The sequence below is a fragment of the Micromonospora sp. C28SCA-DRY-2 genome, assembly GCF_030519475.1.
GTDB lineage: Bacteria > Actinomycetota > Actinomycetes > Mycobacteriales > Micromonosporaceae > Micromonospora.
Genome location: NZ_JAUMKD010000003.1, coordinates 548,507 through 571,082, shown reverse-complemented (window position 1 = coordinate 571,082; position 22,576 = coordinate 548,507). Strand labels below are relative to the sequence as shown.

General features: G+C 74.3%; 14 protein-coding genes. 8 read left to right on the top strand and 6 right to left on the bottom strand.

Annotated elements, in window-relative coordinates:
- Positions 1–67: 67 nt before the first annotated feature.
- Positions 68–2,806, top strand: a complete 2,739-nt coding sequence (locus Q3W71_RS16195) for an AAA family ATPase (protein WP_302920158.1) — start codon at positions 68–70, stop codon at positions 2,804–2,806.
- Between the two features lie 12 nt (positions 2,807–2,818).
- Positions 2,819–3,160: a hypothetical protein gene (locus Q3W71_RS16190; RefSeq protein ID WP_302920157.1), complete on the top strand. Its 342-nt coding sequence runs from the start codon at positions 2,819–2,821 to the stop codon at positions 3,158–3,160.
- On the opposite strand, the gene Q3W71_RS16185 is transcribed toward Q3W71_RS16190, so the two are convergent.
- From Q3W71_RS16185 to Q3W71_RS16165, 5 genes are all read right to left on the bottom strand, one after another.
- The gene (locus tag Q3W71_RS16185; protein WP_302920156.1) at positions 3,142–3,507 is read right to left on the bottom strand and encodes a DUF1330 domain-containing protein; all 366 of its coding nucleotides are present in this window, start codon (positions 3,505–3,507) and stop codon (positions 3,142–3,144) included. The two genes, Q3W71_RS16190 and Q3W71_RS16185, sit on opposite strands and share 19 nt — an antisense overlap.
- A gap of 64 nt (positions 3,508–3,571) precedes the next feature.
- Positions 3,572–3,940, bottom strand: coding sequence for a nuclear transport factor 2 family protein (locus Q3W71_RS16180; RefSeq protein ID WP_302920155.1), 369 nt, complete (start codon positions 3,938–3,940; stop codon positions 3,572–3,574).
- Positions 3,941–4,157: 217 nt separating this feature from the next.
- Positions 4,158–5,462 (bottom strand): FAD-binding oxidoreductase, encoded by a 1,305-nt coding sequence (locus Q3W71_RS16175; RefSeq protein WP_302920154.1) that lies wholly within the window; start codon positions 5,460–5,462, stop codon positions 4,158–4,160.
- A 305-nt stretch (positions 5,463–5,767) separates the two neighbouring features.
- On the bottom strand, positions 5,768–8,044 hold the full coding sequence (locus tag Q3W71_RS16170; protein ID WP_302920153.1) for a DPP IV N-terminal domain-containing protein: 2,277 nt from the start codon (positions 8,042–8,044) through the stop codon (positions 5,768–5,770).
- Positions 8,045–8,198: 154 nt separating this feature from the next.
- Positions 8,199–8,867 (bottom strand): DUF4097 family beta strand repeat-containing protein, encoded by a 669-nt coding sequence (locus Q3W71_RS16165; protein ID WP_302920152.1) that lies wholly within the window; start codon positions 8,865–8,867, stop codon positions 8,199–8,201.
- A gap of 227 nt (positions 8,868–9,094) precedes the next feature.
- Between Q3W71_RS16165 and Q3W71_RS16160 the strand changes: the two genes are divergently transcribed.
- On the top strand, positions 9,095–9,868 hold the full coding sequence (locus Q3W71_RS16160) for a helix-turn-helix domain-containing protein (protein WP_302920151.1): 774 nt from the start codon (positions 9,095–9,097) through the stop codon (positions 9,866–9,868).
- Positions 9,869–10,030: 162 nt separating this feature from the next.
- A complete protein-coding gene (gene rox / locus Q3W71_RS16155; protein WP_302920150.1) occupies positions 10,031–11,452 on the top strand; it encodes a rifampin monooxygenase in 1,422 nt (473 codons plus the stop codon).
- 177 nt (positions 11,453–11,629) lie between these two features.
- On the opposite strand, the gene Q3W71_RS16150 is transcribed toward rox, so the two are convergent.
- Positions 11,630–15,328, bottom strand: a complete 3,699-nt coding sequence (locus Q3W71_RS16150; protein ID WP_302920149.1) for a S8 family serine peptidase — start codon at positions 15,326–15,328, stop codon at positions 11,630–11,632.
- Between the two features lie 156 nt (positions 15,329–15,484).
- Here Q3W71_RS16150 and Q3W71_RS16145 point away from each other — a divergent pair, with 156 nt between their 5' ends.
- From Q3W71_RS16145 to Q3W71_RS16130, 4 genes are all read left to right on the top strand, one after another.
- Positions 15,485–16,453 (top strand): TrmB family transcriptional regulator, encoded by a 969-nt coding sequence (locus Q3W71_RS16145; protein ID WP_302920148.1) that lies wholly within the window; start codon positions 15,485–15,487, stop codon positions 16,451–16,453.
- A gap of 124 nt (positions 16,454–16,577) precedes the next feature.
- On the top strand, positions 16,578–19,529 hold the full coding sequence (locus Q3W71_RS16140) for an AAA family ATPase (RefSeq protein ID WP_302920147.1): 2,952 nt from the start codon (positions 16,578–16,580) through the stop codon (positions 19,527–19,529).
- A gap of 66 nt (positions 19,530–19,595) precedes the next feature.
- Positions 19,596–19,742 (top strand): hypothetical protein, encoded by a 147-nt coding sequence (locus Q3W71_RS16135; protein ID WP_302920146.1) that lies wholly within the window; start codon positions 19,596–19,598, stop codon positions 19,740–19,742.
- A gap of 47 nt (positions 19,743–19,789) precedes the next feature.
- Complete coding sequence (locus tag Q3W71_RS16130; protein WP_302920145.1) at positions 19,790–22,555, top strand: S8 family serine peptidase; 2,766 nt, start codon at positions 19,790–19,792, stop codon at positions 22,553–22,555.
- Positions 22,556–22,576: the final 21 nt, after the last annotated feature.

Genomic DNA, 22,576 nt, shown 5'->3' with positions numbered 1-22,576 from the left:
GACCGGGATGCGCCGCCCCCGCTCGCCCTCGTCCCGGCCCGGCGAGCGGCGATGCCAGGATGGGATCATGGGCGCGGGGGAGCTGCACGGGAGAAAGCCCGAACAGGACGCGATCGCCGACCTGCTGGCGGCGGCCCGGGCGGGCACCAGCTCGTCGCTGGTGCTGCGCGGCGAGCCCGGCATCGGCAAGACCGCCCTGCTCGACCACGCGGCCGCGGCGGCCGGGGCGATGCGGCTGCTGCGCGGTACGGGGGTCGAGTTCGAGGCCGAGCTGCCGTACTCGGGGCTGCAGTTGCTGCTGCGCCCGACGCTCGGGTCCCTCGCCGCGCTGCCGGGACCGCAGCGCGCGGCGCTGGAGGCGGCGTTCGGGCTCGGCCCCACGGCCGGCTCCGAGCCGATGCTGGTCGGGCTGGCGGTGCTCTCCCTGCTGACGGAGTACGCGGACGACACCGGGCTGCTGTGCCTCGTGGACGACGCGCAGTGGCTCGACCGGGCCTCCCGGGAGGCTCTCCTGTTCGCCGCCCGGCGCCTGCACGCCGAGGGCGTGGTCATGATCTTCGCCGCCCGCGACGGCGAGGGATCCTTCCCCGCCCCCGGCCTTGCCGAGCTGCGCCTGTCCGGGCTGGCCCCGGAGGCGGCCGCGGCCCTGCTCGACCGGCACCCGCTCACCCCCGCCGTGCGCTACCGCCTGCTCGCCGAGGCCCGCGGCAACCCGCTGGCCCTGCTGGAGCTGCCGGTCGCCCTGGCCGCCGAGGGCGCCAGCGCGTTCTCACCGGGAGCGCTACCGCTCACCGGTCGCCTGCAACTGGCCTTCCACGGCCAGGTCAGCCGCCTGCCCGAGACCTGCCAGAGCCTGCTCCTGGTGGCGGCGGCCGACGAGACCGGTGAGCTGGCCGTGATCCTGCGGGCCGCCGCCGCGCTGGGAGCGGCGATCGAGGACCTGGCCCCCGCCGAGCGGGCCGGCCTGGTGCTCCGCGGCGACGCCGACGGCACCACCATCCGCTTCCGCCATCCGCTGATCCGCGCCGCCGTCTACCAACGGGCGCCGCTCGCGCAACGCCTCGCCGTCCACCGCGCGCTCGCCGCCGCCCTCGACTCGCCCGAACACGCCGACCGCCGGGCCTGGCACCTGGCGGCCGCCACCACCGGCGCCGACGAGGAGGTGGCCAGCGCGTTGGAACGCACCGCCGCCCGGGCCCGTGACCGCAACGGCCACGTGGCGGCCGCCGCGGCGTACGAACGCGCCGCCCGGCTGAGCGCCGAGCCGGCTGCCCGGGCGCACCGGGAGGCCCTGGCGGCGGAGGCGGCCCTGGAGGCGGGAGACCTGGAGCGGGCCCGGGCCCTCGGGGTGCGCGCGGCCCGGCAGCTCGACGACGCCCCGGTGGTGCGGGCGCGGATCGCGCAGGTGCGGGCGGTCGCGGACTTCTGGCAGGGCTCCTACTCCACCGCCCACCGGCTGCTGCTCGACGGCGCCGGGCTGATCCGCGACGCCGACCCGGGCCAGGCCGCCCGGTTGCTCACCCAGGCCGTGCACACCTCCTGGTACCTGGGGGAACGGCAGCTCGCGGAGACCCTCGACCGGCTGGCCGCGCTGCCGCTGGACGACGCGGACCCACTCGCGCCGGTCGGGCGCCACCTCGTCCACCTCGACCCGGGCCGCGCCGAGCTGCCGCCGCCGCTGGGCGACACCCTCGCGGCGGTGCGGCGGCGCGGCCGGGCCCCCGACCAGGTGCTGCTGATCCTCTGCGGGGCGGCGCTCGCGCTGGGCCAGGACTCCGACGCGTACGAGCTGGCCACCGCGCTCGCCGCCGAACACCGCGCCCGCGGCGGTGCCGGGCGGCTGCCGACGGTGCTGTTCTTCGCCGCCGAGGGCGAGGTGTTCGCCGGACGGCACCGGGACGCGCTCGCCACGGCGACCGAGGCCCTGGGGCTCGCCCGGGACACCGGCCAGCAGCAGTGGGTCAGCCAGTTCAGCAGCGTGCTCGCCTACCTCGACGCGGTCACGGGGGAGGAGGCGGCCTGCCGGCGCAACGCCGAGGAGGCACTGGCGGGAGCCACCGCGGCGGCCATCGCTCCCGGCGCGCCGTGGGCGTACTGGTCGCTCGGGTTGCTGGAGCTCGGCCTCGGCCGTGCCGAGGCGGCGCTCGCCCGCTTCGAGCGCCTGAACCGCGAGCCGATGCGGCATCACATCTGCGCCACCCGTTCCGTTCCCGACCTGGTGGAGTCGGCCGTCCGGGTGGGGGAGCCGGAGCGTGCCACCGAGCCGCTGGCGCGTTTCGCCCGGTGGGCCGGGTCGGTCCGGCAACCGTGGGCCGACGCGCTCGTGCTGCGCTGCCGCGGGCTGCTCGCCACCGACGAGCGGGCCGAGGCGTACTACACGGCGGCGCTGGACCGGCACGACCGGGACGGCCGCCCGCTGGAGTACGCCCGGACCGCGCTGCTGTACGGCGAGTGGCTGCGCCGGGCCCGGCGCAAGGCCGAGGCGCGCGGGCCGTTGCACGCCGCCCTGGAGGTCTTCGACCGGCTCGGCATGCGGCCGTGGGCCGCCCGTACCCGGGGCGAGCTGACCGCGACCGGCGTCCAGGACCAGGATCCGGCGCCCGGCGACGGCGTGGTGGCCGGCCTGACCCCGCAGGAACTGCAGATCGCCCGGCTCGCCGCGCAGGGCCTGTCCAACCGCGACATCGCCGCCCAGCTCTTCCTCAGCCACCGGACGGTCGGCTACCACCTCTACAAGGCCTACCCCAAGCTCGGCGTCACCTCCCGCGGCGAACTCAAAGAACTCGCCGGGCAGCTCGGGCTGTGAGATCTTGTCCGGATGACCACCGCGGAACAGGTGCTTCCTGGGCAGATGATGGCCGTGGACGTCGACGAGGTCCCGCCGGTCGAGCTGGGCCCCGGTGTCCAGGTACGGGCGCTCCCCGGGATGCCGGGGATCAGGACGTGGGTGATCGACCTCGCCCCGGGGGCCGAGTGGCCGGACCTCGACCGGCACGAGACGTACGGCGAGGCGTACTTCGTCGTGCGCGGCGAGGTCGTCGAGGGCGACCGCACCCACGGCCCGGGCTCCTACGTCGCCTTCGGCCCGAAGACGAGCCACCGGCCCCGTACCCGGACCGGTGTGCGCGCCTTCGGCTTCAACTACGACGTCACCGGCTGACCCGCGCCGGAACCCTTGCGCAGTTCGGCGGCCATCGCGGCCGAGTCGTGGTCGGGCCCGACGCCCTCCACGATGATCACCTCGCCCTCCAGGTGGTCCGTCCGCAGCGGCAGGATCGCCTGATAGGCCGCCGACTCGTACCAGTTCCGGGCGTGCTGGGTCGACGGGAACCGGAGCATCACGACGCTCCCGGGCCAGCTGCCCTCGCGGACGTCGACCGGGCCGCCGTGCACGACGAATCGGCCGGAGAACGGGTCCATCGTCGCCTGGATCCGCTCCATGTACTCCAGCACCTGGGGGTGGAGTTCCTCCGGGTCCCGCAGGTGCGCGATCACGTAGGCGGTCATCGTTCCTCCCTCTGTCACGTGGACGACCGGGGGCGGACCGGCTCGGCGGCCCGCCCCCGGGTGTTCAGATCCCGGCCGGCACCTTGTCGAGGAAGCCGAGCACCTGGCTGATCCGCCCGTCGGCACCGATCACCGCGACGTCGAAGCCGACGACGACCGGCTCGGCGCCCTCGGGGCCCAGGTGCCAGGTGAACCGCGCGATGTCGTGGTGGGTGTCCACGGCGCCGCCGAGGCTGAAGACCAGCCCACCGAACTGCCCCTGGACGGCCGCGATGGTCGCGTCGAGCCCGTCCCTGCCCCGCACCGACACCAGCGGGTCGGTGTAGACCGCGTCGTCGGCGAAGACCTCCCGGAGGACGGCCTGTCGCGCGGCGGCGTCGGTCTCGTTCCAGGCGGCGAGGTAGCGCTGGACCAGGTCGGTGATGTCGCTCATGTCTGTCTCCTCAGTGGTCGTGCTCTCAGGTGACCACCACGCTATGGGCCGGGCGACGACGGGGAATCTGACGCGCATAGGTACTTTCGCGCGCCCCTTCGGTAGGAGGCGACTGGCGCCGTACGGGACGTGCGGGTCGTCGAGCCGCGGTCGAGCCGCGGCCGGTGTCGGGCGTGCCGTTCGGCCTCGCTGCGGGGAAGCTGGCCGGGGCCGCGCCTCAGCCCTCTACGGGGATGTTGGCGCGGAACACGTGGTGCGGGTCGTGCCGGCGCTTGACGTCGCGCAGGCGCGCCACGACGTCCGGGGTGAAGGCGTCCGCGACGCTCTCGCTCGGGTTGAGGAACGTGAAGGGCTTGCGGCCGCTGGTGGGCAGCGCGTCGGCGAGGGCGCGCTGCTTCGCGGTGACGGCCTCGGCCCGGGCCGGGTCGGTGGGCAGCCCGAACAGGTACAGGGCGTAGGGCTCGCCGAGCGGGCCGTGCGGCGTGTCCGACGGGCGGGCCAGCGCACCGTCGAGGTGCCGCAGCTGCACGCTGAGCAGCGGCTCGATGGGGTCGTTCAGCAGCGTTCTGACCGCGTCGTCGTCCAGCGTGGTCAGCAACTCGGCGCGGGACAGGCCGGCGCTCGGGTCGGTCGGCTCCGCGGTGATCGACCCGAGTTCGGCCACCGACATCGGTCGCCGGCTGTCGGACAGCGGGGCCGGCAGGCGGTCCAGCGGGCCGAGCAGGTCGCGGGCTTCGGCCGGATCTCCGAGGTAGGTGACGTCGACGGCGACCATCGGGGCGCCACCCGGGAAGTGCAACAGGTCCAGCCAGACGGTCAGGGTGTCCGGCGCGGTGGCGGTGATCCGGCGGTACGCGTCGAAGACCGCCGGGGCCTGGTCGGCCAGCCACAGCATCCGACCGCCGTACAGGGCGGGCGCGGGGTGCAGGGTGAGTTCCAGGGCGGTGACGACGGCGAAGCTGCCGCCGCCACCGCGCAGCGCCCAGAACAGCTCGGGTGCGGAGGTGGCGGTGATCCGGCGCTCGTGGCCGTCGGCGTCGACGACGTCGAACGCGGTGACGCTGTCGGCGACCCAGCCGTACGCCCGGCTGAACCAGCCGAGACCGCCGCCGAGCGCGACGCCGGTGACGCTGACCACCGGCGAGCTTCCGGGCATCCCGGTCAACCCGTGTGGTGCCACGGCGGCCTGGACCCGGCCGGACGACACGCCGGCACCGACCCGGGCGCGACGGGCCGCCGGGTCGACCTCCAGGGTGTCCAGCCGCCGGGTGCGCAGCAGGATGCTGCCGCTGGTACGGCCCGTGGCGCCATGCCCGTTCGGCTGGGTGGCGATGCTCAGCCCGGCGGCACGGGCGTGCCGGACGAGCGCGGCGACGTCGGCCGCGTCGACGGCCTCCACCACGGCGTCCACCGGCTGCTCGACGGCGAGGTTCCAGGGGCGGCGGGCGGCGTCGAAGCCGGGCTCGCCGGGCAGCCAGACCTGGCCGCGGACGGCGGAGCGCAGGTCGTGTGGGGTGTTCATGGTTGTCCTTCTTCCGACGTGCGGATGGCCGCCCCGTGCGGCGGCGGCAGTCCGTGGCGGTTGGCGGGTGTGCGGCATGATCGCCTGCGCCTCCACCCTGCGGCCGAACCGGACGGCGAACAATGCCGAGGTCCGCCACGATCGTTAAGCGGAGATTGACGATGCGGGAGCGGGGCCCGGCGAAGCGGCACCGGACGGGACTTCCGCGGTCGCCCCACCTGGCGCACGACCGCACGGAGTCGACAGCACACGTACGGGCGCCGGTGCCCAGCCCGAACGGCTGAGCACCGGCGCCCGTGTCGCGGTCAGGCGAACAGCTCGCTGAGCAGTTCGGCGTCGATGGGGATCGGGGCGGGGCGGTACGCCGGCGGCTGCTCGCCCATCAGCTCGCGCACCAGGAAGTCCCAGCCGCGCTTGCGGACGTAGTGCAGGCAGTCGATGAAGGCGTGCTCGGCGCCCGGCACGATGAGCAGCTCGAAGTCCTTGTCGGCGGCGATCAGCCGGTCGGCCAGCCGGAGCGTGTGGTCCGGGTGGACGCGGTCGTCCATCTCGCCGTGGATGAGCAGCAGCCGGCCGGCCAACCGGTCCGCCAGGTCGACGTTGGAGGCGCGAGCCCAGGCGTCGGGATTGTCCGCGCCGTCGTAGGTCTCCACGAAGTCCAGGCTGAAGTGGCGGGCGTCGTGCGAGCCGGCGAGGGCGACGCCGACCTTGTACACCTCGGGGAAGTCCAGCATCGCCCGCACGGTGGCGAACCCGCCGCCGGAGTGGCCGAACGCGCCCACCCGGTCCAGGTCCATCCACGGCCGGGTCTCGGCCAGCTGCCGCAGCGCGGCGACATGGTCGGCCAGGCAGCCCGCGTCGGCCAGGTGGCCGTAGGAGGCGTCGTGGAAGGCCTTGCTCCGCCCCGGCGTGCCTCGCCCGTCCACCGCGACCACCACGAAGCCCAACGCCGCAAGGGGCTCGGCGTCCAGCCCCATCCCGCCGGGGTCGAAGCCCGGGTCGACCCGGTTCACCTGCGGGCCCGGGTAGACGGTGTCCACCACCGGGTAGCGCCGCTCGGGGTCGAACCCCCTCGGCCGGTACAGCACCCCGTAGATGTCCGTCACCCCGTCGGCGGCCTTGACCCGGAACCGCTCCGGCGGCGTCCAGCCGATGGCGGTGAGCTTGCTGACGTCGGCGCGTTCCAGCTCGACCAGCACCCGACCGGACCAGTCACGCACCCGGGACACCGGCGGCGTGTCGACGGTGGACGCCGAGTCGACGAAGTACTCCATGGTGTCCGGCGTCGTGACGACGTGGTCCAGGTCGTCGTCGGTGAGCCTGGCGAAGCCGGAGCCGTCCAGACCGACCCGGCACACCGTGCGCCGGTACGGGTCGGCGTCCACCAGCCCGGCGGCGGTGAAGTACACCACCCGCTCGGCCTCGTCGACGTGCAGGATCTTCCGCACCGCCCACTGCCCGGCGGTGACCTGCCCGAGCAGCTCGCCGGTGTGCAGGTCGTACCGGTACAGGTGGCCCCAGCCGTCGCGCTGCGAGTACCACAGCACCTCGTCGGCCAGCACCCGCACGATCGGCGGCTCGTACATCCACTGGTTGGGCTCCACGCGGGTCGGCCCGGTCTCGCTGAGCACGGTGGTCACCTCGCCGGTGACCGGGTCCAACCGGTGCAGGGTGAGCGTGCGCCGGTCGCGCGGCTGGCTGAGGTAGTACACCGCCGAGCTGTCCGCCGCCCACCACGCCCACTTGACCATGATTGGCGACAGCATCGGCATGAGCAGCGGCTCGGCCTGTGCGCGGACCACCGCACCCGTGGCGACGTCCAGCACGACCAGCTCGGCCCGGGGCATGCTCTCGTCCCCGGCGTAGGGGTACCGCTGGGTGTGCAGCTGCGGCGCGCCACCGTGGGCGGGCCGGGCCTCCACCAGGTGGGTCTGGCGGACCTCGCGCTCGTCGGTCCGGTGCGTGAGTACCTTCGTCGAGTCGGGCGACCAGGCCACCGCGGGCGGCAGGTGGGGCAGGCCGATCTTGCGCAGCAGAGTGCCGTTGCCGAGGCACTCCGGGCTGGAGCCGTACTGGTAGGCGGGCTCGCCGTCGGTGGTCAGCGCCCACTCGCGGCCGTCGGACGGCGAGCGCGCCCACAGGTCGTGCCCCCGTCGGGACACCGCGACCTTGCTGTCCGGTGACGGCACCTCCAGCGGGTTGCCCGGCGGCGTGAACTCGGCCCGCTCGCAGGCGTAGCTGTCCAGGTGGCAGCGCCAGAACTCGCCGAACGCGACGAACTCCACGGCGCTGCCGGACAGCGCGACGGCGTTGAACGGCAACGCCTCGGGGTCGACCTGCTGGCCGGCGGCCGCGGCCAGCCCGGCGGCGAGCCGCCCGTGGTCGAAGGCCGGCCCGCGGGTGCCCGCCGCCGGGTCGACCAGCACGAAGCGCGCGCCGACGCCGTTGCTCACCCGGTACCAGAAACGCCGTCCTCCGTCGATCCACTGTGGTTTGACCTTGTCGCCGACGACGAGCTCGCCGGGGCGGGCGGGTCGGCGCAGGAGTTGTTCGGCAGCCTGGTAGTCCTGGATGGTGGTCATTCGTACTGTCCCTTCTCGGGTCGCTGTCGTGCGCGGTGCGGCCACGGCGGTGCCACCGCCCCAGGGGTGACGCGGTGCTGGCACCGCCGTGGCCGCGCGAGACCTGGACGGTCGGTCGGACTGCTCCGGAGACCGCCGGCTGGTTGGGTGCTGGTCAGAGGCTGCGGGCGACGATGTCGCCGTAGGCCGTGGTGGCGTGGATGTCGAGCTGGGCGCCGGCGCCCTCGGTGTTCATGAGCGCGTTGGTGACCCGGCCGTAGCCGGTGCCGGCGTCCAGGGCGGCGGAAACCCCGTGGGCGGCCTGGACCGACACGTCGCCGGCCTGGGTGCGGAGCACGAGCTTGCCACGCACGGCCTCGGCGATCCGGATGTCGCCCTTCGCGGTGCTGATCTCGGCGGGGCCGGTGAGCCGGCCGATCTCGATGTCGCCGCTGGCGGTGGCGAGGCGGACGCTCGCGGCCTCGTCGACCTTGACCGCGCCGTGCGCGCCGTCGAAGGTGACCTCGCCGACGCGGCCGACGGCCCGGAACTCGGCGCTGGCCGCCTTCACCGCGACCTGCGAACCGGCGGGCAGCTGGACCGTCACCTCGATGGATCCGGAGTAGCCGAGGATCTGGTTCTTCGCCGAGGCCTCGATCCGCAGCACGCCGTCGCGGTATTCGACAGTGGTGCGCTCCGCCACCTTCACGTCGCGGCCCTTCGCGGGGTCCGCGGGCCGGACCTCGACGGCGGTGTCGGCCCGGTCGGCGGCGATGACCTGGATGCGCCCGGCGGGGATGTCCACGACGGCGGAGACGGGCTTGGGGGTGTCGAAGGTCTGCATCGCGTTCTCCTCGTGTGCTCGTTGTTTCTGATGCCGGAAACGCTACGTTGCGTTCGTGAATCGAGCAACAAGCTTGTTGCGAAATATGGGCGTTGTAGCAGGTGAACGGCACGAAATCGTTGCAACGATTCTGCTTCTAATGCAACGAGCATCGGATGCTTCGTTGCATTGGATGCGGAGTGAACGCTAAGCTGGCGGCGTCACGCAACCGGGAGAGGGAGATCGCCATGCCGGGCGGCAGGCTCACCCAGCAGGAACGCCAGCAGATCGCGCTGGGGCTGGCCGACGGCCTCGCCTACGCGGAGATCGCCCGGCGTCTCGACCGCCCCACCTCGACGATCACCCGTGAGGTGATGCGCAACGGCGGCCCCACCGCCTACCGGGCCGACCTGGCCCACCGCGCCACCGAACGCCGCGCCCACCGGCGCCGGCAGGCCGTTCCGCGCGGGCAGCAGGTGCCCGCGCAGGCCCATGGACGCGACGCCGAGGCGGTGCGCGAGTACGAGGAGACGTTCACCACCCTGCTCATGCAACAGGGTCTGCCCAAGATGATGTCCCGGGTGCTGACCTGCCTCTTCACCGCGGACGCGGGCAGCCTCACCGCGTCCGAACTCGTCGGGCACCTCCAGGTCAGCCCGGCGTCCATCTCCAAGGCGACCACGTTCCTGGAAAGCCAGGGCCTCATCCGCCGGGAACGCGACGAACGCCGCCGCGAGCGCTACGTCGTCGACGACGACGTCTGGTACCAGTCGATGATCGCCAGCGCCCGGTCCCACGCCCAACTCGCCGCGACCGCACGGCAGGGCGTCCGCGTCCTCGGCCCGCACACCCCGGCCGCCATCCGCCTGGAGAACATCGCCCGCTTCGTCGACTTCGTCGGCGAGAGCATCATCCGCGCCGCCGAACAGGCCCGCGAGATCCTCTACACGAAGACCGACGCGACCCCGGGCGACAGCACCGCCCCGGGCCCGGCCGCACCTCCGATCATCAACCCTGACTGAACGGTGCGTTGCCGAGGACGCTGTTGATCCGAGGTCCGCCGCGGCGGACGCTGTGCGGGCCCACAACGTCAGTCACCAGCATCGGAGAACCGGCCGTGGGCGCCGCGTGGTTCGCCGGACGTGCACAGCGGGACGTTCGTCCCGTGAGCGATTGGACGGTTCATGTTTGATGTGATCATCGCCGGCGGCGGCCCGACCGGCCTGATGCTCGCCAGCGAGCTGCGGTTGCACGGTGTGCACGTGGTGGTGGTGGAGAAGGCGACGGAGCCGACCCGGCAGGTCCGCGCGCTCGGCCTGCACGTACGCAGCATCGAGGTGATGGACCAGCGTGGCCTGCTGGAACGGTTCCTGGCCCTCGGCCAGCAGTACCCGGTCGGCGGTCTGTTCGCCGGCATCCTCAAGCCCTCGCCCGACCTGGACACCGCGCACGGCTACATCCTCGGGATCCCGCAGACCACCATCGACGGCCTGTTGGCCGAGCGCGCCGTCGAACTCGGCGCGGAGATCCGTCGCGGCAGCGAGCTGGTCGGGCTGAGCCAGGACGAGACCGGGGTGACCGCCGAACTCGCCGACGGCACGCGGCTGCGCTCCCGGTACCTGGTCGGCTGCGACGGCGGTCGCAGCACGGTGCGCCAGCTGATCGGCGTCGCCTTCCCGGGTGAGCCCGCCACCGTCGAGACGCTGCTGGGCCACATGGAGGTGGCCATGGCGCCGGAGGCGGTGGCCACCCTGGTGGCCGAGGTCCGCCAGACCCACAAGCGGTTCGGCGTCACGCCCTTCGACGACGGGGTGTACCGGGTGGTGGTGCCCGCCGAGGGGCTGGCCGAGGACCGTACCGTTCCGCCCACCCTCGACGAGGTCAAGCAACGGCTGCGGGCGTTGGCCGGCACCGACTTCGGCGTGCACTCGCCGCGCTTCCTGTCCCGCTTCGGCGACGCCACTCGGCTGGCCGAGCGGTACCGGGTGGGCCGGGTGCTGCTCGCCGGCGACGCGGCGCACATCCACCCACCCACCGGCGGGCAGGGGCTCAACCTCGGCGTCCAGGACGCGGTCAACCTCGGCTGGAAACTGGCCGCGGAGATCGCCGGGTGGGCGCCGGACGGGTTGCTGGACACCTACCACACCGAACGGCACGCGGTGGCCGCGGACGTGCTGGACAACACCCGCGCGCAGATGCACCTGATGTCCACCGAGCCGGGGCCCCGGGCGGTGCGCCGGCTGCTGACGGACCTGATGGACATCGAGGAGGTCAACCGGCGCCTGCTCGAAAAGATCACCGCGATCGGCATCCGGTACGACTTCGGCGAGGGCCACGAGCTGCTCGGCCGGCGGATGCGGGACGTGCGGCTGAAGCGGTGGCGCCTCTACGAGCTGACCCGCGGCGGTCGCGGACTGCTGCTCGACCAGACCGGGCAGTTGTCGGTGGCGGGCTGGTCCGACCGGGTCGACCACGTCATCGACGTCAGCGAGGAACTGGACGTCCCCGGCGTGCTGCTGCGCCCGGACGGCCACGTGGCGTGGGCCGGTGACGACCAGCAGGACCTGCTCACCCAGCTGCCACGGTGGTTCGGCGCCGCCCACTGAATGGGCGGCGGTGCCGCGCCGCCGCGCCGATGGCGCACGCGTGGGCGGTGCCGGGCGACGAGGGTGGGGTCGCCCGGCACCGCCGGCCCTGGACAGCGACCGGAGCAGCGCTGTCCACGGTGCCGGTCGGGCCGCGCACCGCCGCGGTGCCGCGGCCGGCCCGTCCGACGGGTGAGGTCAGCGCACCACCTTCCAGGCCCGGGTGATGGTCTGGTCGACGCGATTGCCGGCACGGTCGCTGGCGGTGACCCGGACCGTGGCGAACCGGGCGTCGGCCGGCGCCGCCGGCATGGTCGCCGTCACCGTTCCGGTGCCCCGGGCGGGCACCTTCCGCCAGTGGGCGCCGTCGTCGTACGACACCCACACGCCGACCTCGAACCGGCCGGGCCCGGTCGCGCCCGGCTGGTAGCCCGGGGTGAGCGACAGCGGGTACGGCCGGTCCGCGCGGACCGCGTTGGACAGGTCGGTCCGGATGTCGTAGCGGACCTGCGGCAGCGCGAGCACCTGCGGCTGCTCGCCCCGGGGCCGCCCGGAGCGGAACGTCCACGTGGTGGAGGTCGCGGTCGAGGTGGTCCACCAGACCCGCTCCGGGAACCGGTCCCGGGTGACGTCCAGGGTCAGCCGGTAGGTCCGGTTGCCCGGACCGACCGTGAACTGCTGCGACGACCCGGTGGTGGTGCCGACGACCCGGTCACCCTGGCGCAGCGTCATCCGGGCCCGGTCGGAGCCGCCGTCGATCCAGCCGTACGCCGTGACGGGGCCGTCGGCGTACTGCGGCACGGCCACCCGGATGGTGTCGTGCCACCGGTTGGCCGGTGTCCCGTACGGGTGGTCGGGCGCACCCGCCGGGACGGCGGGCCGGGTCAGGGCGGGGAACCACACCTCCCGGGTCCGCTCACCGGCCCGGTACCCCCGCAGCGGGCCGTACATGGTGCCCTGGGTTCCCTGCCGGTTCTCGCCCTCGGCGGTGGCCTCGGCGCGCCAGAGCACCCCGCGGGTGGTGACGTGGTCGGTTCGCCGCTGCCCGGCGGTGAGCGACCGGTTGAAGCCGAACGAGACGCTCACCCCGTCGGGGTAGCCGGCCCGCGAGTCCAGCGCCCGCATCTCCGGCGCGTGCTGGTGGAACTCGCTGTCCACGGTGGCCAGCGCCAGCTCCTTCGCGGTGTAGTGCAGGTCGGCCGGGATCCGGTCGGGCTCGGGCAGCAGCAGGTCGTAGTGGTAGGGGCTGCGCGCCGTGCCGGTCAGGTCGATGGTCGCCGGCCCGGCCGCCAACCGCTCGCGCAGCCGCTGGCCGTCGGCGTACCCGATCTGGTAGGCCGGTACCGGTGAACCGTAGCCGCTCGCGTAGATCTTCCCGGGCTGGTCGGGGGCGAGGAGCACCACCTCGGCACCGGCCGCGGCCGCGGCCCGCAACTGCTCCGCCATCGCCTCCTCGCCGACGTACCGCAGCAGCAGCGCCGCGCCGCGGGCGTCGCCCAGCCCGGCCGGCCCGCCGTCACCGCCGTCGACCAGCGGCAGCGTGCGCGTGCCGTCGAGCAGCGGTGCGTACTCCAGCGGCAGCGGACGGGTCAGCCGGAAGCCGCCGGCGCCGGTCACCTCGGCGGTCAGCTTGGGGGCGCTCAGATCCCACCGGCTGAAGAACTGGAAGGTGCCGGTGGAGACCGGCCGGGTCGGCACCGCGTAGACCCGCTGGACGTTGGCCGGGTTGAACGCCCAGCCGGACAGGTTCGACCGGCTCCCCGCGGTGCGCTGCCACGAGATGGCGCCCCGACTGATCACGGTCGGGTCCGCCACGTCCATCCGGATCTCGTTGCCGGCGCGCGCGTCGAGGCGCACGGTGCGGTCCGCGTCGACGCGCAGCTCCGGGTCGCCCGCCACGGTGAGGTCCTTCTCGGTCCCGCCGGCGTCCAGGCTGTGCACGAGCGCCATCAGCGAGTACCGGCCGGCGGGCAGCTCCACCGTCGCCCGGCCGTCGGCGAAGAACCCGTAGTGCTGCTCGCCCGTGTCCAGGTTCCACAGCTCCGCCCGGTCGGGGAATCCGGTGGCCGGCCGACCGTCGCGGTTGGTCGCCTCGATGGTGAGGGTGTGCGCCGGCGGCGTCACGCTGAGGCCGACCGGGGTGCGCAGCCGCAGCCCGGCAGCGGTCGCGGTGAGCACCCCGGCGTACCGGTTCGGGTTGGTGGCCGCGGTGTCCAGCCGGACCGTGGCCGTGGCCCGCCCACCGGCGGGGACGGTCAGCCGGGCCGGCGTGACGGTCAGCGCGGCGGCGCGGCCGGTGGCGCCGGTGTCGGTGGCGGCCACGGCCAGGTCGAGGGTGACCGGCTTCCGGCCGGTGTTGCGGTACACCACCTCGGCGCCGCGCGGGGCGGACCCGGCCGGCACCTGCCCGAGTACGACGTTGGCGGTGTCGACCCGGACGGTCTGGGCCAGTGCCGCCGGGACGTCCATCCGGCCGACGCCCTGCGCCCAGACCGGCGCCGTGCCGACCGGCTCGGCGCTGCTGACCAGCGCGGCCTTGAGCTGTTCGGGCCGCCAGTCGGGATGGGCCTGGGCGAGCAGCGCGGCCGCGCCGGCCACGTGCGGGGCCGCCATGGAGGTGCCGGACATCGCGGTGTAGGACCGGTCGACGAGCTGGCCCAGCGAGGTGCCCGCCGCCCGGGCCGCCACGATCCCGACCCCCGGTGCGGTGATCTCGGGCTTGACCGCGCCGTCGTCGAGGCGCGGGCCCCGGCTGGAGAAGTCCGCGAAGGCGTCCTGCTTGGACACCGCGCCCACGGTCAGGGCGGCGGTGGCGATGCCGGGCGTGCCGACGGTCTGCGGCCCGGGGCCGGAGTTGCCGGAGCTGACCACGAAGAGGGTGTCCGAGCTGGCGCTCAGCGCGTCGACGGCCTCGCTGACCGGGTCCGAGCCGCCGTACGACGGCGCGCCGAGGCTGAGGTTGACCACCCGGGCGCCCTCGCGTACCGCCCACTCCATGCCCGCGATGATCCAGGACAGGTCACCGGAGCCGGAGTCGTCGAGCACCTTGCCGACCAGCAGCCGGGCGCCCGGAGCCACGCCCCGGCCACCGGCGCGGCCGGCCTTTCCGCTGCCGGCGACGGTCGCGGCGACGTGCGTGCCGTGCCCGAACCGGTCGACCGCCGCCCCGCCCTCGGTGGTGAAGTCCGCGGTGGCGGCCACCCGGCCGGCGAGGTCCGGATGGGTGGGGTCGTAGCCGCTGTCGAGCACCGCCACGGTGACGCCCCGCCCGTCGTATCCGGCCCGCCACGCGGCCGGCGCGCCGATCTGGGGCACGCTGTCGACCAGGTCGGCGCGGACCCGCCGGTCCAGCCAGACCTTCCGCTCGCCGGCGGCGAGGGTACGCGGGCCGGTGGTCAGCGCCGTCCAGAGCTCCCGCGCCTGTGTCTTGCGGCCGGTGACGGCGACCGCGCCGATGCTGGGCAGCACCCGGGTCCGGGTGGCGCCGGGCGGGGTCTCCGGAACCGCCGCCCGGGCGCCGGCGGTGGCGGGCACCCCGGCCACGAGCAGCGGAAGGGTCGGGCTCGCCGCGTCGTGGTAGCCGTCGGCGACGAGGTCCGTGACGTTGAACAGCGCCTCGTCCAGCAGGCCGGCGGTGACGTACGGCACCGCCTCGTCCGGCACCACGTAGACGTCACCGTCGCGGTGGGACAGCCGGAAGCCGTGCCGGTCGGGCCCGCCCCGGTCGTCGATGGTCGCCTCCTGCCGGCCGTCGGCGAACCGGGTGAGCCGGACGACGTCACCGTTGATCAGCGTGACCGTGTAGACGGAGCCGGGAGCGGCGGTTGGCGCAACTGCGTCAGCGGCGAGGGCCATGGCGGCCGGTGGCGCCGCGGCGACCGCGGTGGCAGCGACCACCGCCGCCACGATCACTTTCCGTAACGAGCTGAACACGAGGCCCCCTTCGACGTGCCGGCCCTACAGCAGGCAGCGTCACACCTCGTCAGCGGGACGGTAAAGGATCTAGAGTCAGCGCAGCTGTGACATGGCCCAGATGCGCCAGGGAGGACGATCGTGCTGGGACCGGCGGGGCTGAGCGCGGCGGAGGAGGCGGCCTACCTCGCGCTGGTCCGCCAGGGCGGCGCGACGCTGCCGCAGCTGACCGCCCGGACCGGGCTCACCCCCGCCCAGGTGCGCCGCGCGGTGCTCTCCCTGCACCGCAAGGGCTTCGTGCACCACACCCCGGCCCCCGAGGAGCGGGTCGTCCCGGTCCCTCCGGAGCTGGCGGTGGAACAGCAGGTCCGGCGCCGCCAGGAGGAGCTGGAGGGGGTACGGGCGGCCGCCCACCGCCTCGCGCAGGAGGCACGCAGCCGGGCCAGCAATCGGCGTACCGAGGAGTTGATCGAGATCGTGTCCGGCCGGGCGGCGGTCGCGCAGGCGTTCGACCGGTTGCAACGTACCGCCCGTGAGCAGATGCGGGTGCTGGTCGCACCGCCGTACGCGGTGCCGAAGGACGTCAACCGGCAGCAGCTCGAACGGCAGGCCGCCGGGATCACCTACCGGGCGGTGTACGACGTGGACGCCCTGACCGACCCCGCTTTCGTGCGGAGCGTCGTCGTCCATGTCCAGGAGGGCGAGCACGCGCGCCTGGCGCACGGCCTGCCGACCAAGCTCGCCGTCGCCGATCGGGAGCTGGCCCTGCTGCCGCTGGCCTGGACGCAGGCGGCGCACGACGCGGCGTTGCTGGTGCATCCGTGCGGCCTGCTGGACGCGTTGATCGCGCTCTTCGAGACCGTCTGGAACCAGGCCACGCCGCTGTCCGTGGCGGACTCCGCCGACCTCGCCGCCGCCACGGCGGTCTCCGCCGCCGACCGGCACCTGCTGTCCCTGCTCGTCGCCGGGCTGACCGACGAGGCGGTGAGCGCGCGGCTGGGGGTGAGCCGCCGCACCGTGGTCCGCCGGGTGCAGCACCTCATGGAGCTGACCAACTCGCGGTCGCGGATGCAGCTGGGCTGGCAGGCCCGCGACCGCGGCTGGCTCTGAGCAGCCCGGTGCGCGGCGACGGCCGTCCCGCCGGCCGCGGGACAACGGTTGCTGCGGGCGACCACCTGGACGATGATCACTGGCAACTGTGGACGCGTGAGCGGGCGAGCTGTAGGGGGCGGTGGTGGTCGGCGAGGTCGCTCCCCACTCCGGTGCGGCCGCTCCGGACGTCGGTGGGGTGGCGGCGCCGCTGCTGATCGGCCGCGACGGGGACCTCGCCCGGCTGGGTCGGGTGCTCACCAACGCCTCGGCGCTGGTGCTGATCGAGGGCGAGGCCGGGGTCGGCAAGAGCCGCCTGCTGGACGAGTTCCTGTCGTCCCCGGCCGGCACCGCCCATGCCGTCCTGACGGCGGTCTGTCCGCCGCTGCGCGAGCCGTACACCCTGGGACCGATCGTCGAGGCGCTGCTGGCCACCGACGCCGACACGGTGGCGAACCTGCGCCTCAGTGGCCTGGCCGGCGCCCTGCGGCCGCTGTTCCCCGAGTGGGCCGAGCACCTGCCGCCGGCGCCCGAGCCGGCCGAGGACGCCAGCGCGGCGCGCCACCGGGTGCTCCGGGCCCTCGCCGAACTGCTCGACAAGCTGGGGGTCGACCTGCTCGTCGTGGACGACGCGCAGTGGTCCGACGACGCGACCCGGGAGTTCCTGCTGTTCCTGGCCGACCGGCCCGGCCCGGGGCCCGGCCTGGTGGTCGCCTACCGGCCGGAGGACCTGGTCGGCGACCCCTGGCTGCTGCGCCTGTCGGGACGCCTCCGGCCACACCGGGCCCGGCTTCGACTCGTCCTCAACCCGCTCGGCCGGTCCGAGACCGCGGCGCTCGCCTCCTCGATGCTGGCCAACCAGCGGGTCTCCGACGAGTTCGCCCAGCACCTGCACGCGCACACCGACGGGGTGCCTCTCGCCGTGGAGGAGTGCGTGCGACTGATGGCCCGGCGTGGCGATCTCGTCCGCCGTGACCAGGGCTGGAAGCGGCTGCCGCTGGACGAGATCGTGGTTCCGCCGACGGTGCGGGACACCGTGCTGGAGCACGCCAGCCGCCTCGGCGGCGCCACCCGGTCGGTGCTGCGGGCCGCCGCGGTCGTCGCCGACCCGATCACGGAACAGCTGCTGTCGCGGATCAGCGACCTGCCACCGGCCGAGTTCGCCGCCGGCCTGGCCGAAGCCGTCGCGCACCGCCTGCTGCACCACCGCGACCACGTCCGGGTGTCCTTCCGCCACGTGCTGGCCGGCCGGGCCATCTACGACGCCATCCCCGAGCGGGAGCGCCGGACGCTGCACGAGCGCGCCGGGCGGGTGCTGGAAACCGTGACCCCACGACCGCTGGCGCAGCTCGCGCGGCACTTCCGCCACGCCGGTGACGGCACGAGGTGGGCCAGGTACGCGGAACTCTCCGCGGACGTGGCGCTGGAGACCGGCGACGAGACGACCGCCGGCGCCCTGCTGCACGATGTGCTGACCAACGGCGACGTGCCGGCCGAGCAGATGTGCGTGCTGGTGGAGAAGGTGCCGTTCGGTTCCTTCACCGGTCCCGGCCGCCTGCGGGACCTCGCCGCCGCCGTACGCCGGGTGCTCGACCGGGGCACCCCGGATCCGGGCGTGGCGGCGAACCTGCGGTTCCAACTCGCCCGGATCCTCAACGACATGGAGGAGTTCGACGAGGCGCACGCCGAGTTGGAACGGGCGCTGCCGCACCTCGATCGTGGTCGGGCCTCACCCGCCGTCGCCATGATGCTGCTCGGCTGGCCGCGCGGCCGCTCATCGGCGGCCCGGCACCTGACCTGGCTGGACCGGGCGGCGGAGTTCGCGCGGGCGCTGGAGCCGTCGGACCGGCTCCGGGTCGCGGCCGGCCGGGCGGCCGCCCTGCTGCAACTCGGTGACCAGCGTGGTTGGGCGGAGGCCGGCCAGATCCCCGCCGCGGCCCGCACCGTCCGGGACCGCCGCATCATCACCGTGGGATACCTCAACATCGGCGACGGGGCCATGCGGTGGGGGCGGTACGCGGAGGCGGGCCGGTGGCTCGCCACCGGGCGTCGACTCGCGGTCGCGTACGAACAGGTCCGGATCACCGACCTCATCGACTCCACCCAACTGCACCTCGACTGGTTCACCGGCGCCTGGGACGGCCTCGCGGAGCGGGCGGCGGCGCTGGCGAACACGGACGACCTGCACCCGGTCAGCCGGGTCGAGCCGATCATGATCAGCGGCCTGCTGCGCATGGCGGCCGGTGACCTGGTCCAGGCCGCCCGGGAGATCGAGCGTGCGGTGGCCGGCGCCCGTGACGCCGGCGCCTGGGACACCGTCGCCGAGGCGGTGGCGACGCTGGTGCAGATCCGGCTGCGCGAGGGCCGGCCCGACGAGGCGTTGACGATCTCTCGTGACCCCTGCGAGGCCGTCGCGGAGAAAGGGGTCTGGCTCTGGGGCACCGACGTGGTGCCGGCCCGGGTCCGGGCGCTGCTCGCCGTCGGAGCGGTGTCGCCGGCCCGGGACCTGGTCGACGCGTTCGCCGAAGGGCTGCGGAACGGGCAGTTCCCGGCACCGCGGGCCGCCGTGCTGGACTGCCGGGGCCTGCTCGCCGAGGCCACCGGCGACCACACCGCGGCGGCGGACCTGTTCGGGCGGGCCGCGGCGGCGTGGGCGGCGCTTCCCCGGCCGTACAGCGCGGCGCTCTGCCGGGAGCGGCAGGCCGGGTGCCTGATCCGGGCCGGCGCCGTCCCGGCCGGGCTCGACCTGCTCACCGAGGTGCTGAGTGGACTGTCGGCCCTGCCGGCGAGCCTCGACGTGGACCGGGTCGCCCGTACCCTGCGCGCGCACGGACGCCCGGTGCCGCGGGTGTGGCGCGGCGGCCGGAAGGGCTACGGGTCCGAGCTGTCACCCCGTGAACTGGAGGTCGTCGCCCTGGCGGCCGAAGGGCGGACGAACCGGGAGATCGCCGACGCCCTGCACCGCTCACACCACACGGTGGCCAGCCAGATGAAGTCGGCGATGCGCAAGCTGGGGGTCTCCTCGCGCGCGGCGCTGTCGGCCCGGGCGATCGCTACCGGGCTGGTCCGCGAGCCCGGCCCGGCGACGGGGGACTGAGCCCCGAGGTTGTTTCCCTCACCTGAGGGATCGCAGCATCGTCGCGCGGTTGACCACGATGCTGGCATGCCGCATCGAGATGACCCTGACCAGGACGAGATGACATCGTCGGAGGCCGCCGGCGCGGCCGACGTACCCGTCGAGTCCCGTCCCGGGGCCGGACCGGGCGACGAGACCGACGCCGAGGACGACGACCGGTACCTGCCGCTGTGACCGGCCGCGGCCGGCGTCCTCGCCGTCCTCCCAGACGAGGAGCCCCTATGCGCCTTGCCCATCCGAGACGAAGAATCACGACAGTCGTGGTGGCCGCCGTGGCCACGGTGCTCGCCCTCAACGGTGCCGCCGCCGCGCTCCCGTCGGCCACGCCGGACCGGGAGACGGCGGCCGCGGCGCAGGCCAAGATCCGCCCGCAGTTGCAGACCCAGCTCGGTGCCGGGCAGGCGCCGGTGGACTTCTGGGTCTACTTCGGCGCGACGGCGGACCTGGCCGCGGCCAGCGCGATCACCGACTGGAACGCGCGCGGCACGGCGGTGGCCAGCGCGCTCAAGCGGGCCGCCGACGAGAGCCAGCGGGCGGTACGCGAGGAACTGGCCGCCTCCGGCGTGACCTACCGGAGCTTCTGGGCGACGAACGCGATCAAGGTGACCGGCGGTGCGGACCTCGCCGCGCGGTTGGCCGCCAGGCGCGAGGTCAGCTCGCTGCTGCCGTCGTTCACGGTCAGCCCGCCGCCGGTCACCCGGGGCGTCGCCCGGAAGGCGGCCGACGCGGTCGAGTGGGGCGTCGCCGACATCAACGCCGACGACGTGTGGAGCCAGTTCGGCGTACGCGGCGAGGGCATCACCGTGGCCTCGATCGACACCGGAGCCCAGTTCGACCACCCGGCCCTGGTGCGCCAGTACCGCGGCAACAAGGGCGACGGCGTCTTCGACCACAACTACAACTGGTTCGACGCGGCCGGCACCTGCGGGGGCGCGCCCTGCGACAGTGACGGGCACGGTACCCACACGCTGGGCACCATGCTCGGCGACGACGGCGCCGGCAACCAGATCGGGGTGGCCCCGGGCGCCCGCTGGATCACGGCCAACGGCTGCTGCCCGGACGACGCCGCGCTGATCAGCTCCGGCCAGTGGCTGCTGGAGCCGACGGACCTGAACGGGCAGAACCCGGACGCCAGCAAGCGCCCGCACATCATCAACAACTCGTGGGGCACCACCACCCCGTCGGACGCCCCGTTCCTGGAGGACATCAGCCTGGCGTGGACCGCGTCCGGCATCTTCGGCGTGTGGGCCAACGGCAACAACGGACCGGGCTGCCGGACGAGTGGCGCCCCGGGCAGCCGGAAGATCAACTACTCGGTCGGCGCGTACGACTCCGGCCACACCATCGCCGGGTTCTCCTCGCGCGGGGCCGGCCAGGACGGCGAGATCAAACCGAACGTCGCCGCGCCGGGAGTGAACGTCCGGTCGAGCATGCCGGGAAACGCGTACGCCAACCTCAACGGCACCTCCATGGCGGCCCCGCACGCGGCGGGCACCATCGCCCTGGCCTGGTCGGCGGCCACGGCGATGGTGGGCGACGTCGCCGGCACCCGGTCCCTGCTGGACGGCACGGCCATCGACAACCCCGACAGCCAGTGTGGCGGCACCGACGACGACAACAACGCCTTCGGCGAGGGCCGACTGGACGCGCTCGCCCTGCTCAAGCAGGTACCGCGTGGCCCCACCGGCACGGTCGGCGGCACGGTCAGCGACGCCGCGACCTCGAAGCCGATTCCCGGCGCCACCGTCACGATCACCGGTCCGGTCAGTCGCGAGGTGACCACCGACGCCGACGGGGCCTACCAGTCCGGTGCCCTGCCGGTCGGCAGCTACGCGATCGGGGTGCGCAGGTACGGCTACGCCGCGGGCACGGTGCAGGCGCAGGTCCGCGAGGGCGCGACCACGACGGCCGACGTCAGGCTGGCCGCCCAGCCGATGAGCACGGTCAGCGGTACCGTCACCGACGGGTCGGGGCACGGCTGGCCGCTGTACGCCAAGATCGTCGTCGACGGCTATCCACTCGGGCCGGTCTTCACCGATCCGGTGACCGGCCGGTACAGCGTCACGCTGCCCCGGTCCGCGTCGTACACCATGCGGGTCACCGCCCAGTACCCCGGCTACCAGGCCGCCGAGCGGACGTTCGAGCTGGGTACGGCCGACCTGGTCCAGGACGTGGCGCTGACCGTCGACGAGTCGGCCTGCACCGCTCCGGGCTACCGGTGGAGCGGTGTCAGCGAGGACTTCGACGACTGGACCGACACCGGTACCCGCAACGGCTGGCAGCTCTCGGGCAAGCCGGGCTGGCGGTTCGACAACCCCGGCTACCGGCCGGTGCCGGACGGCGGTGACGGCAGGTTCGCCGTCGCCGACTCGGCGACCGGCGGCGGGAAGCGGTACGACACCTACCTGACCTCTCCGGTGATCGGCCTCTCCGGCGACGCCGCCCCGCAGCTCACCTTCCACACCTCCTACTACCCGGACGACGACAGCCAGCGGGCCGACGTCGAGCTGAGCACCGACGGCGGCCGGACCTGGAAGACCGTGTGGCGGCAGACCAGCAACCACGCGTTCGGGAAGGTCACCCTGCCGCTGCCGCAGGCGGCCGGCCGCGAGGACGTCCGGATCCGGTTCCACTACCAGGGCCGCAACGCCTGGTGGTGGGCGGTGGACAACGTATTCGTGGGCACCCGCGCGTGCCGACCGGTCGAGGGCGGGCTGGTCGTCGGCTTCGTCGACGACCGCGATACCGGGGCGCCGGTCTTCGCGACCGTGGCCCGGACCGGACACCCCTGGGAGGCCGGTACGGGCGTCACCACGCCGGTGGATCCGGCCGTCGGCGACGGCCTGTACTGGGTGTTCAGCTCCGCGGTCGGCCGTACCGGCTTCACCGCGAGCGCCACCGGCTACCAGAGCGCCACCGCGACGGTCCCGGTCCGCGAGGACGCGGTCGTGACCCAGGACTGGTCCCTCGTGCGGGCCGGCGGCTGACCTGCCGTACCACGCCGCGCA